The organism is Aliikangiella litoralis (genome assembly GCF_052495765.1).
Window position 1 is genome coordinate 2,866,790 of sequence record NZ_CP199292.1, and the last position, 18,209, is coordinate 2,884,998.

An 18,209-nucleotide genomic window follows, 5' to 3' on the forward strand; every position below is an offset into this window, starting at 1 on the left:
CAGGATAGGGTTGATAGAATCGGTCAATTAATAAAAATTAGCTTAAAAACTAGTTTTTGAGTCATTAGTTGTTTAGGAGTCGAATGAAAAAGTCTGTGGCATTAATGGTCGGTTTAAGGTATACCGGTGCAAGAAAAAGTAATCACTTTATCTCTTTTATTGCACTCGTTAGTATGCTTGGTATCGCACTTGGTACGATTGTACTAATTACGGTCATGTCAGTTATGAATGGCTTTCAGTCAGAAATGCAAGAGCGCATTTTAGGTATGGTGCCGCACGTTGTTGTTGGACAAAGAGGGCAAGGAATAACTGATTGGCGAGCATTAGAAAAGCAAGTAGAAAAACATCCTGATGTTATTGCTGCTGCACCTTTTATTGATATTCAATCGATGTTTAAGGTGAGCAACAATACTCGATTTGGCTTAGTTCAAGGTATTCTTCCCGTAAAAGAGTCGAAAGTATCCATTATTGGTCAATATATGACGGCTGGTTCTCTAGAGGCCTTAAAACCCAAAAAATATGGCATAGTACTTGGTGTAGGGTTAGCTCGGAGTTTAGGGATCACGGTTGGAGATAAAGTTAATTTACTCATTGCTGAAAGTGCTACGGTTTCCCCTGCTGGCATTTCACCAAGAACCAAGCGTTTTACGGTTGTAGGTTTGTTTGAAGTTCGTTCTGAACATGATTCTATGATGGCAATGATTCACATTAAAGATGCTGCTACTTTAACTCGCAAAGGTGATTTAGTTTCCGCATTGCGTATTACAACTAAAAATGTATTGAATGCGCAATGGACAGCATTTGAGTTGAGAAATTTACTTGATGATGAATATTATGTCAGTGATTGGAATTATACGCATGGCACATTATTTAAAGCGATAAAAATGGAAAAGACAATGATTGGAGTGTTGTTAACATTTATTGTGGCTGTTGCAGCCTTCAATATTATTAGCACGCTAGTGATGGTGGTGACGGATAAACAAGCTGATATTGCTATTTTACGTACTTTAGGGGCTAGTCCTGCAACTATTATGAAAATATTTATTGTACAAGGGAGTGTTAATGGAATTATTGGAACTGTGATAGGGGTTATAGGCGGGGTTGCACTAGCGATTAACTTGCCTCAAGTTGTTGCTTTTTTGGAGCAGATGTTTGGCGTTAGTGTTATTCCTGGTGATGTATACTTTATTGGTTTTTTGCCTTCAGAACTACATTGGGAAGATGTCATTTTAATTGCGAGTATAGCATTGGGGTTAACCGTTTTTGCAACAATTTATCCTGCGTGGAAAGCTTCTCAGACAAAACCTGCGGAGGCACTAAGGTATGAGTAATTTAGTATTAGATGCAAGACAACTCAGCAAAACTTTTAAAGATGGTGCTAGTGAAGTCAATGTACTAAAAAACGTCAATCTTGCTGTTGCTCAAGCAGAAATGGTTGCTATTATTGGTTCCTCTGGTTCTGGAAAAAGTACTCTACTACATATATTAGGAGGGCTAGATTCTCCTGATAAAGGAGAGGTTTTTATCCAAGGGACTAATATTCATGAGTTGTCAACCAAAAAGCAGGGGGATTGGAGGAATAAGCATTTGGGCTTTGTATATCAATTTCATCATTTATTAGCAGAGTTTAGTGCATTAGAAAACGTTGCTATGCCGTTGTTAATTGGTGGTAAAGAAAGCAAAGAGGCCTATGATGAAGCCGAGCAAATTATAGCCAAAGTAGGTTTACGAAATCGATTAACTCATAAACCTTCAAAGCTAAGTGGAGGGGAGCGTCAACGTATAGCAATTGCTCGAGCAATGGTGACTAAGCCAGCTTGTGTATTAGCAGATGAGCCAACAGGTAATTTAGATGTGTCGACTGCACAGTCAATCAATGAACTGATGTTTGAATTGAATGAGTCAGAAAACACGAGTTTTTTGATCGTTTCTCATGATTTAAGGTTGGCAAGCAGTATGCAAAAGACTTATCAAATGGTTGATGGTGTGCTAAATGTGTATAAAGACTAAACGATTTAAAAAAATATAAAAAAAATGTTAATTAGACTTTGACAATCACAATAAGCCTCTATAGAATGGCGCGCTCTTGAGGGAGCACCTTGAGATAAAAGTTTTAGTCCCCTTCGTCTAGAGGCCTAGGACACCGCCCTTTCACGGCGGTAACAGGGGTTCGAACCCCCTAGGGGACGCCATATATTAGTAGAGAGTCGGAGCAGAGTATGTATCCGGCTCCTTTTCAATTAGTAAGTTCACTACTATTCACTCTAATGGATATTCAATTTTTCTTCAGGCAACGGCTTGTATGTTAATTCATCCGGGAAAAACTTTGTGAGTTTGAAAAGGTCGGACGGAAAAAGTTTCAAGCAGCACATTGAATTTGAGATAAGTTAATGATAAAAAGAATGGCAAAATCTAATCAAACGTGCAAATGATGCTTCTCCTAACACTCATTTTAATATATTTTGAGCTATAGTTTTTTGAATCAATGTGCCACTAATTATGAAGCGTCCGTTCCATTTTGAAGCCACAAAGTCAACCAGCAGAACAACACAAAACTACACCTAAAAGTGAAACACTGACTCAATAGTTCTATCTTTATCAAGCTGAATTAGCAAGTTTCTTGAGTTAAAAGTTGGATACGACTAGTTTTACCTTTTTTAAAGAAATCCATATCTGATTGGTTGAATAATGAGGAGTTATTTTAGATTATCATCAAGTTTGGAGTCGGTTCATTATCTAAGTGCTAAGCTGAAAACGGCGAGGCATTACGCCATTGGACGTGACGAAGAGGTGGTAGTTGCGTTTAAAAACTCATAGGAAAATGGGGGACACTTTCAGGTGTGAGACAGGTTGCTCAGTCTCAATGGAAAGAAGAAAACTATTGGTTGTATCGTGCAATTAAATCTGAAACAGGAGAGCTATTTTACTTTGGGTTAAGTGTGTTAATGTGGCCTTTCATACAGCTTGAAAAATTAAACTTTCTAACAATGTCAGTTTATTATTGCAACCACCGCACAGTCCTATATTAATCCTATTGAGCTGGTTTTGTTGTGGATAAAGCTCCAACTTAAAGGGATAAACTTTTCAGGTATTGAACAACTGAAAAGTAAAGTTTAGGAAATTATCACTAGGGCCGATAATCAACGAATTTTCATATTAACTTATTGGTCACATATTCGCAGAATTATTGAAGCATTCAGATCATGATTTTTTTTAAAATGGTATTACATATCAAAATGATAGGTAAATCTGTTGAATAATAGAAGCCTGTGAGAGAGCAGTGATTCGACTTTCTGTCAAGGCAAAATCTTGCCTTTTAATTGGCTCAACAAACTCAGTAGAATTGTCTAAGTATTCATCGGCTTAGTTTTGTTCTGTGTCGTCATAAAAAGGTTAATATTTAGCATGTTAATAAGAGCAATTATATTTGGAGGACTATTGATAGCACTCACTGCGTGTGGAGGAGGAGGTGCAAGCACTCAGAGCCAAACAAATAACTCAGATACCATACCAGATGCTTTTAGTTTTTCCAATAAAACCGGGGTAGCACCAAGTATTTTTATTGAATCAGATGCAGTTATTGTGACGGGGATTAATGCTGCTACCGAGATTAGTGTGAACGGTGGTGAATATGCTATTAATGGAGGCTCATTTACAGGAGCAAATGGAACCGTAAGTAATAACCAGTCAATTGTTATACGACAAAAATCTTCCCTGCATTACGATACAACAACTGAAACAACTTTAACCATTGGTGGTGTGAGTGCGAGTTTTACTGTGACCACATTTGAGTCACCGATTAGCGTTATTTTTCCACCCACTGTTTCTATGAGCGATGGTGATTCGGTGACAGTGCGTGGAACCGCTAACGATATAAGCAATTTAGGTCCATTGACCGTTAATGGATTAGCTGTATCTTCAAGTGATAATTTTGCAAACTGGACTGTTGAAGTGCCATTAAAACCAGGAAGTAATACAATCAAGGTAGCGCTAGGTGACAGCCATGCAGGAGAGGTCTTTGTCAAGCAAGAGGCTCTATTTCTATCTTTAACTGATATTGTTATTGATAGTGCAAACCAGAGAGTTTTGGTGCTTGATCAAGTTTTGGATGCGATAATATCAGTAGATATGAGTACTGGTGTGCGATCTGTTTTTTCTGATGGGATGACGCCGGATAATACTAATCCATTTGTTCGGCCTGTCAGTATCACCTTAGATAGTATGAATAATCGAGCCTTGGTGATAGATTCATCTTTAAAGGCTGTCGTGGCAGTAGATTTGAGTAGTGGTAGACGGACAATTTTGTCTAATAATACAACGCCTGATAATGTTAACCCGTTTTCACTTCTAGTTGATATAACCTTAGACAGGAAGAATAATCGAGCTTTAGTGGTTGATAATCGTTTAGATGCAATAGTGGCTGTTAATTTAGACAATGGCGCACGAACGGTTTTATCAGATAATATAACACCAAATAATATCAACCCATTTCAATCTCCCCAAAAAATAACTTTGGACGGCACCAGTAATCGGGCGTTGCTCATTGATGACAGTTTAAAAGCTGTATTAGCAATCGATTTAAGCAATGGCGAGCGAACAGTTTTGTCTGATAATACAATACCTGATGATGATAACCCTTTTGTTTTTCCTCGAACAATTATAGTTGATAGTGCGAATAATCGTGCTTTAGTGGGGGATTTTATTGAGAGTACTGGGTTGGGCCCTGTTATGGCAGTGGACTTAAATACTGGAGCACGAACAGTTTTGACCACACTGGATAATACTAACTTGCAAGGGTTAGCATTGGATAGTGTGAATAATCGTGTGTTAGTAGCGGATGGGCAGTCTGATTCAATTTTAGCTGTGGATTTAAGTGGCGGAGCCCAATCGGTTTTGTATGATAGTGCGACACCTGATACTAACAATTTATTCAGAAGCCCCAGCGGCCTTGCATTAGATCTTGGTAATAGTCGACTATTGGTAGGTGATAGGGAGTTAGGTGTCGTGGCTGTTGATATGAGTAGTGGTGAGCGAATGGTTGTGGCCGATAATACGGCACCGGATGGTGACGATTTGATTCGTATGCTACAAGGGATTGTATTGGATAGTGCAAATAACCGTGCTTTGCTGGTCGACTCGAGTTTGGATTCGGTTACGGCAATGGCATTAAGCAGTGGTAAACTTACGGTTGTATCAAGTTCGATGATACCGGATAACATCAACCCATTGAATAATCCTAAAAGTATTGTTTTAGATAGTGATAGCAATCGTGCTTTGGTGATTGATGAAGGATTAAGAGCATTGGTTGCGGTTGATTTAAACAACGGCGCACGGACAATAATATCCAACAATACGACGCCGGATAATATCAATTCATTTGATAGACCCACAGGGATGATATTGGATGCCAGTAATAATCGAACCTTGATCATTGATCATGATTTAGCGGCGGTTGTGACCGTGGACTTAAGTAGTGGAGTGCGAACAATTCTATCTGATGAAAGCATACCAGACAATCTTAACCAATTCGGTCATCCTTATAAGATATCGATGGATAATAATCATAATCGTGCTCTGGTGGCTGATTTACTGTTGCGAAGTGTGCTTGCTGTGGATTTAAGTACAGGGAGGAGAACGGTTATTTCCAGCGGGGTAACAGGCGCAAACCGTTTGATATCGCCAAGTGATATTGTTGTTAATGGCGTCAACAATACCGCATTGCTCATTGATAGTGGTTTGAAAGCTATATTGATGATCGATTTAAGTAATGGTGAACGGATTCTGTTATCCAAGTGAGGATATTATTTTTCAAGGAACAGTAAACAAATATTTTAATTAATTTTTAATGAGAAATCGATATTTATAAAACTGATAAGAGTATAGAAAGTAACAGTCAATAATCTGTATTATATAAAACTGATAAGAGTATAGAAAGTAACAGTCAATAATCTGTATTAGAGGGAAAAGTTCGTTCAGGTAAAAATGAACCTTTAATAAAGGGGGAGGGCTGTTTCATCAACTAGAGATAGTTTTGTTGATGGTGTTCAATTGGCGACAATGATCACGATTGTTTGGATAATGTTTAATACTGTAGTGATGTAATGCTTGTCTGTTTTTTACAAAATATGCATATAGTCAATTATTAGGTATGATCAATCAATAGTTTTTAGCTTTTCAATTTATAACAAAGCTCATATTACTCAAAATAATTTTGGAATAAGCCCCAACTATTTGAAGAACAATAAATTAAAATTTTAATCTATAAGGAAGCGAGCATAATTATGAAAAACTCTATTATACTAGGTTTACTTTTTTCTTTACTGGTCATAAACAAAAGCTTATGTGCATTAGAGCTTAGCGATCATCCAAAAGTTTATAAAGGTCAAGAAGGGGTAATTGTCAGCGTATTACCCTTAAAAAACGAAGATAAGAAACAAGCATTAATTGAAGTAACAGGAGTTGATTCCTTTATAGATGGCAAAGTATGGCTTTATGATTTAGAAACTCAAGGTCAAGACAAAGAAGCTTATATGACCATGCTCGATGGTAGAAAATCGTATCGAATTAGAAGCAATAAGGGATATTGGTTTAAGTGGACCGAAGTATATATTCCTGGCACCAATGACAAACTCACTGTTTTTTATGATGAAAAGCTTTCTAAATCTATTGATGCCAAAGCTTATCTGCGTCGTTATCACAATGATAGGGTAGAACAACAAAAAATTGCCTCATTTGATAGACAAAAAAACATCTCTAAACATAATAAAAAGTTTGCCGAATTACTCTCCAAAGTAAAATCGAGCTGCAATGACGAGTTCAAAGCGAGCATAAACTGGGAAAGCATCGATGATGCTACGTTGAAAAAATACTCAATTTATTCCTTTTGCGGTATACCTTTAAAGTCATTAGATAATCTGTGCAAGAATTCGGACAAAATGAAAGCAATAGTGAATAATACATTCACAAGTTTTGATTGCAGATTTGGCGATAAAATAAAACTCAAGCGCGAAGATAAAACTTTACACTGGTTGACCGATATGACTACATCTAATCAGCGAGAATTTATTAATGCTTTCTTTAAAAATGAACTATAGTTGAAGTTATTATTTTGAAACCCATTTATTGATAGATCCAAGTCATTGATAACGATTTTTTAGACAATGGGCACAGTCGCTTTGTCTTCGTGCTATTAATTTCTCGGTATATAATAGCTTAATAAGTGGTTGGCATTGTGTCACTGCAATGTTGTTATTATAGTTTGTTCGACATAGAAGGAACTTTAAGGTTACGACCAATAGTAATCACAAGTTACTGCTGTTTGATAATTTATTGAAGCGCCAATTTAATGTTGGAGCGCCAGATACCGTCTATGCGTCTGATGTGATTTATATCTGGACGCAGGAGGGCTAGCTATACTTGGCGGTTGTTGTTGATTGACCTGTTCTCAAGAAAAGTTGTGAGCTGAAGCATGAACTCCAGAATGAAAACTTCCCTAGTCTGCGATACTTTGAAGATGGCCATTTGGAGAAGAGACCAAAGCTTGGGTTAATCCATCATTCTGATCGGGGTTTTCAATATGCGAGCAACATATTCAGAAATCTTCTGAAGCAAAACTAATTCAGAAATAGCATGAGTTGGAAAGGAGATTGTTGGGAAATAGTGTCGTAGAGAGTTTCTTCGGCACATTAAAACAGGAGTGAGTCCATTGCTGACATTATCAAACTCGCTATGAAGCTCAGCAGGATATTTTGCAGTACATCGCTATGTTTTATAACAGCTGACGACAGCATTCGTATTTAGGCTATAAAAGCCCGAATCAATTTGAAAAAGAAATGATGGTATTAAGAGAAATTGCTTAACTAGGTTGTCGCAAAATAGTTGACCATGTCAATCACCGTTAAATGTATAAGATTTCACTATTTCAAGATAATGCTGATCAAATATGCCCAGTGACACAGCCTTCGCAACGGCTTGTTGGCGATTATGAGCACCCAGCTTAATACAAGCTCGTTGTAAGTGTTTAACTACTACATTTTCTGTAATACCGAGGATAATGGAGATTTCCCACGAAGATTTGCCTTCAGTGCACCATAATAAACATTCTTTTTCACGCAGATTTAAAGTGTTTTTTTGGATGCTTTTTTCCTTATTGAGTGCATTAAGTAGTTTATATGCGGCTTGGTGTAAGTACTGACAAAGCAGGCTGATTTTAGAAACAGTCTCAAGGTTTGTTAATCTTGGGTTAAGGGTTTGTACATGGCTTAGATTAAGGCCGCTACTATCCCCATGTGGGCCGTGTAGTGGAAAACTAATACCTGTTTTGAGTCCATATTTAGCGGCAGCCTGCATAAAATTTATATTTTGTTGAGTTATTTCAGGGGTGTGATTCACAATATCATGCCAAGTACTTGGTGTGGTATTGTCTAACCAATACTGAAAAACAGGATCATAAGATTTACAGTCATGCTCTAAATAATAGTTAATCCAGGCTTGTGGGTAATTCGATATCACATGGTACGTTGGATTACGTATTGAGTAGCGGATCAACATAGCAAAACAGTAAAATTTACAGCCATATTCAGATGCAACGTCACTGCATACATGTTGCAGATCAAGTGTGGTACGTATTTTCTTAATTAATCGTAGATAATATTGTAAAGGTAATGTGCTGTCTTTCATGATATTGTTATATCTGCTGGATTATTAAAATTTAAAATTTAAAATTTAACAATAATTACGCTATGTAACAAGTTACCTCTTATTAACTGCCTCAGATTGTGGTAGCTGTCTCAAATTACCTTCAATCATAGCCTATTTGTATTTTCAATTCAGGAGGTTAGCTTGATTTTACTAGCTTAATTTATTTGTCGGTATTATTGTTGATACGATGCAGATTTCTCAGAAAGAAGTTAGGCGACAGTCTAATGCTATTTAAATCATTTACATACAGCGAAATATTGCCCATACATAAACGAATCGACAACATCTTTAGCATAGACTTTGAAAAAGCAGGTTAAAGTACCACCCTGCCTCCGCACCAACTTCATTTTTTCTTGAATTGTTTATCATCAGGTCCAAGTTAAATAGCTTCTTTAAATTCAAAAACGGTTAACTTTTCTCCATTTTGAGACAAAATATGACTCTCTTCTACAATAATACCTAGGGGACGCCATTTAAAAAGCCGGTATTAACCAGTTTTTTATTGTCTGAAATTTGACTCAATCTAGTCATTATTTTATCTAATATTCTTACTTTATACTTTTTGCTATTTTTATAACTTTTGACTATCTTTTCTGTAATGCTCAGTAGAATTGTCTGACTGTTTTTTTAGATAATCTATCAAAATAAAATATCTAGGATTGTTTTTTTAACTATATGCCATCAATTTCTCAAAATGATGTGGATACTCATACAAGATTGGTGACCATGGAAGCTAATAAGCTCAATAAAGTCCAATGGCATAAAAGTTTGCAGTTTGCTTTAACTTTTAAAGCGCTTATGATATTTATTGTTGCTGTTTTTACTTTACTTTTGGTGATAATTTTTGTCATTAAAAGTGTACTGATTGAAAGTGAAAAACAAGTCCTTTATAAAACAGGAGAATCTGTTGTTGGTGATATTGGTCAAATAACAAGTAGCGCTGAAACTCTAACAAAAGCTTTGGCTAGTATTGCTGAAAAACTACCCAAAAATACTGAATTAGTTAAGTCTACCATTCTTGGTGTGATTGATGAGCCAGGTATGGAAAATATTATTGCTGGTGGAGGTATTTGGCCAGAGGCTTATCAATTTGACTCAACTCAAAAAAGAAATAGCTTTTTCTGGGCCAGGGATCGACACAATAAATTAAGATTTCTTAATGAGTATAATCTTGATAAAGGCAATGGATATCATCATGAAGAATGGTATATCCCTGTTAAATATGTTCCTAAAAAGCAATGTTACTGGTCTAAATCCTATTATGATCCTTATTCATTTGAGCCAATGGTTACTTGTACTATTCCTATGTCGCGTTCTGGTAGTGACTTTTATGGTGTTGCTACAACCGATATAAAGTTGAGTGGATTAACTCAGATTATCAACCAAACAACTCATAATATGCAAGGCTATGCATTTGTTGTAGACAGAAACAATAAATTTTTATCCTATCCAGACTTAAGTAAAGCGAAATTAGTTTTAACCGATCAATTAGGTAAAAAATCTGAAGACTTTTTAAATGTGACCCAATTTTCAAAAAAATTTCCTGAGTTTAATCAAATTGCGATCCAATTAGAAAATATTAATAAAAAGATAATTCAATCGATGGAAAGTGATTTAGCTGTGGTTGAACAGCTTGCTGAAAATCTAGCTCATAATAGTTATCAAATTTCTCAGGCAGAAGCAGTCTTATTAGCGGCCATTTTATTAAAGAATAATATTGATAAAAAAAGTAAAGAAAACTATTTTTCTTTCAAGGCTGAAGATGATGTGCTTTTAAATGAGCCCGTTTTAATCAACACTTTTTTATTGCCTGACACTTATTGGAAGTTGGTATTAGTGACACCTGAAAGTGCTTTTGCACAAAAGATTGATACAGCAATTAATGGCATATTATTGTATTTGCTTTCATTGATCATTTTTATTTTTTTATTAGGGCATTGGTTAATTGGTCGGGTTGTTATTAAACCATTTAATCAGTTGGTATCTCAATTGTGTTCTAATTCAGAAACACCCTTAGATGATTCTAGTGTAAATGAATTTGGGTTAGTTGCTAAAAGTATTAATGAAAAAACAAAGCAGTTAAGAGATAGTAATAAGAAAATGGCGATAGCAATGGATAAAAGAGAGCGTGCTGATCGTTTAAGAAGAGTATCAGAAAAGCGCTTTCGAGCAATCGCAAAAACTGCGCCAGATGCTATTATTTCAATCGATATTAATGGAGAAATTATTGACTGGAATCCTGCTGCATCGAGAATATTTGGTTATCAGAAAAAAGATATTATTGGAAAAAAATATACTCGTCTACTGGTACCTGGTGCTTTAAATATAGCTATAAAAGAAGTTGAAAATTATTTAAGTGGCAATATAAAAACACTAGACAAATCTCAGGTACAACTTCAAGCAATACGTTCCGATGGTTTTATCTTTACCGCTGAGTTTTCTATCACCTCATGGACAGAAGCTGAGAAAAGGTTTTTTTCAATTTTTTTACGCGATATCAGTCGACGGATTGAGTCGGAACATCAATTAAGACATCAGGCATTACATGATCCTCTAACACAACTGCCTAATAGAAGTTTGTTTAAAGATCGTTTGATGTCTGCTGTACTTCAAGCCAAAAGAAGTCGATTAAATATTGCCGTAATGATTATTGACTTAGATGATTTTAAAGTGATTAATGACACTTTAGGACACGGAATTGGCGATAAACTACTACAAGTTATTGCTAAACGAGTAATCGATAAAAAAAGAGCGACCGATACTGTTGCAAGACTGGGGGGGGATGAATTTGGGGTTGTGCAAACTAACATTTCTGAGCCCGCTGATGCTATGTTATTTGCTTCCAAATTACGTAAAGTGATTGCTCAACCCATGACAATTGAAGGAAATACCTTCCAGGTTGGATGCAGTATTGGTATTACCGTTTATCCTAATGACTCGGTAAAACCCGATAATTTATTAAGAAATGCTGATATAGCTATGTATCGAGCTAAAGAAGAAGGAAGAAATTCAGTTCGTTTTTTTGTAGAAGAAATGGATATGGCCATTCAAAAACGCAAAGAAATATTAGAAGATATTTTTGTTGCAATTGAAAAAAATCAGTTTCAACTTTATTTGCAACCCTTAATCAACTTAAAAAATAACCAAACTGTTGGCGCTGAAGCTTTAATACGTTGGCAACATCCAGAAAAAGGCTTTATCTCTCCTGGAGACTTTATTCCTATTGCTGAACAGAGCAATGCAATTAATGATATTGGTCAATGGGTTGTTAAAGATGTTTGTCGTATGATAAATGAAATGGACCGTTTAGGTTTACCTAAATTCACCATAGCGCTTAATATTTCCCCTGCGCAATTTAAACGTGAAAATATTTATGAATCGATGATACAAGTACTTAAGCAAGAAAATGTTGATCCTAATCGTGTTGAGTGTGAAATAACGGAAAGTGCGATTATGGAAAATGTGGAGCGAGTTATTCAAATTATGTATTCGTTGAGAAGGGTTGGCTTTAAATTAGCTATTGATGATTTTGGAACAGGTTATTCATCATTGAGTTATCTTAAACGTTTTCCAATCAATAAAATAAAAATTGACAGAAGTTTTATTGCTGATATTGAAACAGATGAGGATAGTGCGTCTATAGCACAGTCTATTATCCAACTTGGTCACTCTATGAATTTGACCGTTTTAGCTGAGGGGGTTGAAACTGAAGGGCAACAACAGTGGTTAATCGATCACGAATGTGACTTATTACAAGGTTTCTACCGTGCTAGGCCTATGGCATTTGATAGTTTCATTGAGTGGGTAAAAGGAAGTTGATAGAATATTGTTTTCTCAGCTTATAATTATCAATCGATGAACCCATTAGAATTACTTTTATCTCGCAAATCACATAATAAGTTAGTTGCGCCAGCTCCATCTGATGAGCAGTTAAATATTTTGTTTAAAGCCGCATTAAGGGCCCCTGACCACGCTTTATTGAAACCTTGGTATTATCGAGTGTATCAAGAAGATTCACTGGCCACATTAGGGGCTAAAATGGCTGAGGCAGCTTTAAAACTTGATGCGTCAATAAGTGAAGAAAAGCTTGATAAAATCCGTAATAAACCGTTAAGAGCGCCTATGGTTGTTGTTGCTTCTGTTAAAGTTAAAGAGCATCCGAAAGTACCTGAAATAGAGCAGGTTTTATCGGGGGGGGCGAGCGTACAGAATTTATTGATGGCTGCGCATTTTCAAGGAATAGGAGCAATGTGGCGTACCGGCTCTTTAGCTTTCAACTTACATTTACATTCACTGTTAGGTTTTGAAAAGAACGAGATATTGACAGGCTTCATTTATTTAGGAACAGAGCAGGGAGAGAAAAGGGCCGCAAAGCTTCTTAATATTGATGATTTTGTCACTCGCTTTAGTTAAAAACGAGTGACAGAAATGGAATGAAGTCGAGATTAAAACTCAGCTGAACCAGGCGCTCTAGGGAAAGGTATAACGTCACGAATGTTTTTCATGCCTGTTGCATAGAGCACAGCTCTTTCAAAACCTAATCCAAAACCAGAATGGGGAACTGTTCCATAGCGTCGAAGATCTCGATACCACCAATAGTTTTCTTTAGGTAGTCCCATTTGGTCGATGCGTGCATCTAAAACATCTAATCTTTCTTCGCGTTGACTCCCACCAATCATTTCTCCAATGCCTGGTGCTAACACATCCATAGCTGCAACCGTTTTCTCATCGTCATTCATTCGCATATAAAATGCTTTAATGTCTTTGGGATAGTTCATTAAAATAATTGGTTTACCAACTTTCTTTTCCGCCAAGTAGCGTTCGTGCTCAGATTGCAAATCTGTTCCCCATTCAACAGGGTACTCAAACTTTTCTCCACAGTTTTGTAATATTTTAACTGCTTCGGTATATTCCATCCGTTCAAACTGGTTATTAACAACAGTTTCTAAACGCTCTATGACGGTTTTATCAATTCGCTGATTAAAGAAAGCGAGATCATCAGCTCTTTCATCTAATACTGCTTTAAATATGTATTGCATCATGGCTTCTGCTAGATCGGCATTTTGTTGTAAATCTGCAAATGCAATTTCAGGTTCAACCATCCAAAATTCAGCTAAGTGACGGCTTGTATTTGAGTTTTCGGCTCTAAAAGTAGGGCCGAAGGTGTATACCTTAGACATAGCTGAACAATAAGTTTCAACATTTAATTGTCCAGAAACGGTTAAAAATGCTTCTTTACCAAAAAAATCTTTTGAATAATCAACTTCACCTTTGTCATTCAGTGGCAGGTTAGTTTGATCAAGTGTGCTCACACGAAACATCTCGCCAGCTCCTTCACAGTCACTGGCTGTGATAACTGGGGTATGGATCCAGTTAAACTCTCGTTCATAAAGAAAGCGATGTACGGCCTGTGATAAGCAGTTTCTTACTCGGGTTACAGCGCCAATAGCATTTGTTCTAGGGCGTAAATGAGCCACAGTTCTTAAAAACTCCATAGTATGAGGCTTAGGCTGAATTGGATAATTGGCTGGCTCATCAACAAAACCTAAAACTTCAACTGAGCTTGCTTGAATTTCAAAAGACTGCTCTTGGCCTTGATTGGTCACTAATTTTCCTTGAACAACCATTGATGCACCAGTTGTTGCTTTAAGTATGTCAGACTGGTAATTGCTTAGTTCTCCTGGAGCAATAACTTGGATTGGATTAAAACAAGTACCGTCATGCAAATTGACAAATGAAAAGCCTGCTTTAGAATCTCTACGTGTTCTAACCCAGCCTTTTACAGTGACTTCAGTATCGGCTTCAACTTTGCCTGCGAGAAGGTCTGAAATTGACCAATGCTTGCTCATTTATCTACTCCAATTACTTGCTATTATTCTTAAATTAAGGGGGGCGATCTTAACCTTGAATCACTGAGACTTCCAGCGGAATTCCTCTTTTAAAGTCGATTCTGCTGGGTTTGTAGCAAGTTTTCGCATAAACTTGCGCCCTACATTATTAGTCAATGAGAAATAAGAGTTGGATACAGATAAAAAGTCATTTTATCAACTGTTAAATAAACAGCTGGTTGAGTTATTGAGAGGTGAGAGGAACCTGCTAACCAACCTAAGTCAATTCAGTGCTTTTATGAATGCTTGTTTAGAAGATATAAATTGGGTTGGCTTTTATTTGAGTCAACCTGATAATGATTTGTTATTAGGGCCTTTTCAGGGACAGGTTGCCTGTGTTCGAATTCCTTATGGAAAAGGGGTTTGCGGTACTTCAGCAGAAAATAAAACAATTGAAATTGTTCATGATGTTGACTTGTTTCCTGGTCATATCGCTTGCGATTCACGTTCACGTTCAGAAATTGTTTTTCCAATTATAATAGAAGATAAACTAATTGGTGTGTTAGATATTGATAGCCCTAGCATTGGTCGCTTTGATCAATCTGATGCAGAGGGAATTAGCATTTTGTTGGCAACATTGATTGATAGTACCGACTTCTAGTAACTTATTTTTACTTAGGGTCAGTATTCGCTGACCCTATTGAAATAACAGCATTATACTATTTATTCAGATTTTAGCCCCATTGCATCGGTAATATGAGGAGGTAGTGTTGGTAGTGAAGAACGTGGAATGAGAAATGTTGATATATTAAACAGATCTCTAAAAAAGCGATTATTTTGGGTTGTTTGCCGTAAGTAGTCATGACCAGAACTGCCACCAGTACCAATTTTTGTTCCAAGCATTCTATGAACCATCACTGTATGTCGGTAACGCCATTGAGTAAATTCCTCATCAATATCAATCAGCTTTTCTATTAATTGATAAGGTTGTTGGAATGCAGGTTCATCTCTATATAGGTTGATAAAGATAGCACCTAAGAGTGATTTCTGGCTCATTCTAAAGTGACCATCTTTTGCAAGTTGATTAAAAGTCTCTTGATCAAATAAAGCATCGAATTGACGGCGCGTTTTTTCAAGATCTTTTATCTGAAAATCTTGATCTGCATCGGAAAGGTAGTCATTATTTTTTACAATAGATAAATCGTTATCTAGCATTGTGTTGACGGCATTTTGATAAGCTTCAAGAAAAGAAAAGTTTTCCTTTTCTAAAAATGGCATACGTTCTAACCATGATTCCAATTGCTCAAATAGGCTAGGTGACTTTTCTAGCTCAATAAGATGTTCACGATCAGTGTCGTTAAGGCGATTATAAAATGATTTTTTATCAAAATTAATTCGATATTCCATTTTAAGGCCTAGCAATATTTCAATTTCTTTAAATTGAATACTTTGAAAGCCACTGGCTGGTACTAAATAATCTCTGAAGTCGAGAAAATCTAAAGGCGTCATTGTTTCCAAGATACCAATTTGCTGATTAAGTAGTTTTTGAATTTCATTAATTCGAGTAAGGCGTTGGATGATACGCCCATAACTATTCGTGCTTAATATTGGTTCATCGAAATCAGTAAGAATTGAATTGAGTTCATGTAAAATTTGCTTGAACCATAGTTCATAAGCTTGATGAACAATAATAAATAACATTTCATCATGCGCTTCTTTTTCTTGGTATTGCTTACTGACGGGGTGTTGGCTATCTAAAAACCTATCTAAATACAGATATTCACCATAGTAACAAGGCTTGGTATTTTTTTGCATTGCACACATTGTAGTTTATTCCTTTTATTTTTTATCAGGCGCATACTATCATTATTTAATTAATGCAACTAGCTAAAATACAAACAAAAATTAGTCTGTCAACCGTTATTTCATCGATGATATTAAAACTATTATTTTAATTAAATCAATTCAATTATTCGTTTAACTTTGGTTTTATAAATAAATTTTAAACTAGATATTTATTTATAAAATATGAACTTATCATTAATCATGAGTATAATTGGCAATCATGGGGTAAAAAGTATATCGATAGCCAAAAATTTACTATATTAGAGCCTGTTTTTTAACGAAAATTGTTATAGAGTTAGTTCAGTCGTTTAATATTCATCAAGTTGTTAATTAGCATGTATATCAATTATGAAGGTTTATCTTTGCAAGTGAATAGCTAAGGAAATTTATTTTGAGTCGAATATTTGGTCATTACATTCCAAGAAGTTTAACTGTGTTAGCATTAATTGAGTTTCTTGGTGCGCTAGCTTCTTTTTATATCGGTATTGCTATCCGTTTTAGCGATTCACACATTGGGGTTGAATTAGCTAATTTATTTCATTTTAAAGCTTTTATTTTTGCGATAACCGTTTTTTTATCAATGGTCGCTGTTGGTCTTTATTCTAGAACTATGCGAGAAAGCTTTAGTCGTATTTTAACAAAGCTAATTGTCGGCACTATTTTAGCTTTTTTAGCTTTGGTAACCATTTTTTATGTTGCACCAAGTTGGTTGGTTGGCCGTGGTGCAGTTGTTATTTCTTTAGGTATAACGCTAGTCGTAATTAGCTTCATTAGGCATTTATATTCTTCATTAGTAGACACTAATTTGTTAAATACAAGAATATTAGTGATAGGAACGGGTAAAATCGCTCATCAACTGAATTTGCTTAAGCGTAAAAGTGATTGGCAGGGAATAACTTTGGTTGGTTTTTTGCATATGAGAGGTGATCAAGATGAAGTTGAGTCAAGTAAGATTATCCGTTCGGAAGAGCCATTGTCAAAAATAGCAACCGATTATGGAATTGATGAAATTATTGTTGCTGTGGATGAGCAGCGCAAAAATTATCCAGTGGATGAAATTATAAACTGCAAGATGAAAGGGATACAAGTAACGGAAATTAGCTCTTTTTTTGAAAAACGCTCTGGAAAAATTCAAATTGATACACTTCATCCTAATCGTTTTATATTTATCGAAGGTTTTAATCAAGATTATTCAAGGGTTTTAATAAAACGGGCCGTTGATATCATTTTAAGTTTATCCATGATTCTATTAACATTACCTATCTATCCAATATTGATTTTTTTGATTAAAAAAGAATCAGGTTGGAAAGAGCCTGTGTTTTATCATCAAAAGCGGGTCGGACAAGATGAAAATACCTTCGTTATCTACAAGTTTCGTAGTATGGTAGTTAATGCTGAGCAGCATGGTGCTCAATGGGCTTCGCAAAATGACAGCCGAGTGACTAAAATCGGTGGAATTATGCGCAAAACAAGGCTGGATGAACTACCTCAGCTTTGGAACGTTTTGAAAGGGGAGATGAGTTTTGTTGGGCCCCGACCAGAACGCCCTGAATTTGTAGAGAAATTAGCAGAGAGTATTCCTTATTATCGAATGAGGCATAGAGTGAAGCCTGGAATTACCGGCTGGGCTCAAGTTTGTTATCCTTATGGTGATGATGAAAATGATGCGAAAGAAAAACTGCAGTTTGACCTCTATTACATAAAAAATTACAGTGTTTTTCTTGATCTTGCTATTTTGGCACAGACCGCTCAGGTTATAATGTGGCAGAAGGGAGCACGTTAATTAGTTATAATATTAACTATCATAAATTAAAAAAGTAATCTTAAACTTATAGT

The 18,209-nt window shown here is 36.0% G+C and carries 11 protein-coding genes, 1 tRNA gene and 1 pseudogene; 10 read left to right on the forward strand and 3 right to left on the reverse strand.

The genetic code is table 11. The annotated features are described in order from the left end of the window. Positions 1–83: 83 nt before the first annotated feature. The 6 genes and pseudogenes from ACT5E3_RS11825 to ACT5E3_RS11850 form a co-directional block, all read left to right on the forward strand. Positions 84–1,331: a lipoprotein-releasing ABC transporter permease subunit gene (locus tag ACT5E3_RS11825; protein ID WP_444998505.1), complete on the forward strand. Its 1,248-nt coding sequence runs from the start codon at positions 84–86 to the stop codon at positions 1,329–1,331. Beyond that, positions 1,324–2,010 (forward strand): lipoprotein-releasing ABC transporter ATP-binding protein LolD, encoded by a 687-nt coding sequence (lolD, locus tag ACT5E3_RS11830; protein WP_444998506.1) that lies wholly within the window; start codon positions 1,324–1,326, stop codon positions 2,008–2,010. Before ACT5E3_RS11825 ends, lolD begins: the two co-directional genes overlap by 8 nt. A 106-nt stretch (positions 2,011–2,116) precedes the next feature. After that, positions 2,117–2,192, forward strand: a tRNA-Glu gene (locus ACT5E3_RS11835). Positions 2,193–3,405: 1,213 nt separating this feature from the next. Beyond that, positions 3,406–5,796: a hypothetical protein gene (locus ACT5E3_RS11840; RefSeq protein ID WP_444998507.1), complete on the forward strand. Its 2,391-nt coding sequence runs from the start codon at positions 3,406–3,408 to the stop codon at positions 5,794–5,796. A gap of 485 nt (positions 5,797–6,281) precedes the next feature. Continuing rightward, a complete protein-coding gene (locus tag ACT5E3_RS11845) occupies positions 6,282–7,094 on the forward strand; it encodes a hypothetical protein (protein ID WP_444998508.1) in 813 nt (270 codons plus the stop codon). 166 nt (positions 7,095–7,260) lie between these two features. Beyond that, a pseudogene (locus tag ACT5E3_RS11850) lies at positions 7,261–7,859 on the forward strand (IS3 family transposase); the annotation flags it as partial. A gap of 28 nt (positions 7,860–7,887) precedes the next feature. Here ACT5E3_RS11850 and ACT5E3_RS11855 read toward each other — a convergent pair. Beyond that, the gene (locus ACT5E3_RS11855) at positions 7,888–8,679 is read right to left on the reverse strand and encodes a helix-turn-helix transcriptional regulator (protein ID WP_444998509.1); all 792 of its coding nucleotides are present in this window, start codon (positions 8,677–8,679) and stop codon (positions 7,888–7,890) included. A 696-nt stretch (positions 8,680–9,375) separates the two neighbouring features. On the opposite strand from ACT5E3_RS11855, the gene ACT5E3_RS11860 reads away from it, so the two are divergent. Both ACT5E3_RS11860 and ACT5E3_RS11865 read left to right on the forward strand, forming a co-directional pair. After that, complete coding sequence (locus tag ACT5E3_RS11860; RefSeq protein ID WP_444998510.1) at positions 9,376–12,519, forward strand: bifunctional diguanylate cyclase/phosphodiesterase; 3,144 nt, start codon at positions 9,376–9,378, stop codon at positions 12,517–12,519. Positions 12,520–12,555: 36 nt separating this feature from the next. Continuing rightward, the gene (locus tag ACT5E3_RS11865) at positions 12,556–13,113 is read left to right on the forward strand and encodes a nitroreductase family protein (RefSeq protein ID WP_444998511.1); all 558 of its coding nucleotides are present in this window, start codon (positions 12,556–12,558) and stop codon (positions 13,111–13,113) included. A 32-nt stretch (positions 13,114–13,145) separates the two neighbouring features. Here the strand turns inward: ACT5E3_RS11865 and asnS are convergent, their stop codons facing one another. Continuing rightward, positions 13,146–14,549: an asparagine--tRNA ligase gene (asnS, locus tag ACT5E3_RS11870; protein ID WP_444998512.1), complete on the reverse strand. Its 1,404-nt coding sequence runs from the start codon at positions 14,547–14,549 to the stop codon at positions 13,146–13,148. A 169-nt stretch (positions 14,550–14,718) separates the two neighbouring features. On the opposite strand from asnS, the gene ACT5E3_RS11875 reads away from it, so the two are divergent. Next, complete coding sequence (locus ACT5E3_RS11875; RefSeq protein WP_444998513.1) at positions 14,719–15,189, forward strand: GAF domain-containing protein; 471 nt, start codon at positions 14,719–14,721, stop codon at positions 15,187–15,189. 62 nt (positions 15,190–15,251) lie between these two features. On the opposite strand, the gene ACT5E3_RS11880 is transcribed toward ACT5E3_RS11875, so the two are convergent. Next, the gene (locus ACT5E3_RS11880; protein WP_444998514.1) at positions 15,252–16,352 is read right to left on the reverse strand and encodes a tryptophan 2,3-dioxygenase family protein; all 1,101 of its coding nucleotides are present in this window, start codon (positions 16,350–16,352) and stop codon (positions 15,252–15,254) included. Positions 16,353–16,764: 412 nt separating this feature from the next. Between ACT5E3_RS11880 and ACT5E3_RS11885 the strand changes: the two genes are divergently transcribed. Next, positions 16,765–18,156 carry a TIGR03013 family XrtA/PEP-CTERM system glycosyltransferase gene (locus ACT5E3_RS11885; RefSeq protein WP_444998515.1) on the forward strand — a complete coding sequence of 464 codons (1,392 nt, stop codon included), beginning with the start codon at positions 16,765–16,767 and terminating at the stop codon, positions 18,154–18,156. The last annotated feature ends 53 nt before the right edge of the window (positions 18,157–18,209 follow it).

Excerpts from the sequence above, each read along its gene's own strand:
- ACT5E3_RS11825 (WP_444998505.1), top strand. The coding sequence starts at position 84 with ATGAAAAAGTCTGTGGCATTAATGGTCGGTTTAAGGTATACCGGTGCA.
- lolD (WP_444998506.1), top strand. The coding sequence starts at position 1,324 with ATGAGTAATTTAGTATTAGATGCAAGACAACTCAGCAAAACTTTTAAA.
- ACT5E3_RS11840 (WP_444998507.1), top strand. The coding sequence starts at position 3,406 with ATGTTAATAAGAGCAATTATATTTGGAGGACTATTGATAGCACTCACT.
- ACT5E3_RS11845 (WP_444998508.1), top strand. The coding sequence starts at position 6,282 with ATGAAAAACTCTATTATACTAGGTTTACTTTTTTCTTTACTGGTCATA.
- ACT5E3_RS11855 (WP_444998509.1), bottom strand. The coding sequence starts at position 8,679 with ATGAAAGACAGCACATTACCTTTACAATATTATCTACGATTAATTAAG.
- ACT5E3_RS11860 (WP_444998510.1), top strand. The coding sequence starts at position 9,376 with ATGCCATCAATTTCTCAAAATGATGTGGATACTCATACAAGATTGGTG.
- ACT5E3_RS11865 (WP_444998511.1), top strand. The coding sequence starts at position 12,556 with ATGAACCCATTAGAATTACTTTTATCTCGCAAATCACATAATAAGTTA.
- asnS (WP_444998512.1), bottom strand. The coding sequence starts at position 14,549 with ATGAGCAAGCATTGGTCAATTTCAGACCTTCTCGCAGGCAAAGTTGAA.
- ACT5E3_RS11880 (WP_444998514.1), bottom strand. The coding sequence starts at position 16,352 with ATGTGTGCAATGCAAAAAAATACCAAGCCTTGTTACTATGGTGAATAT.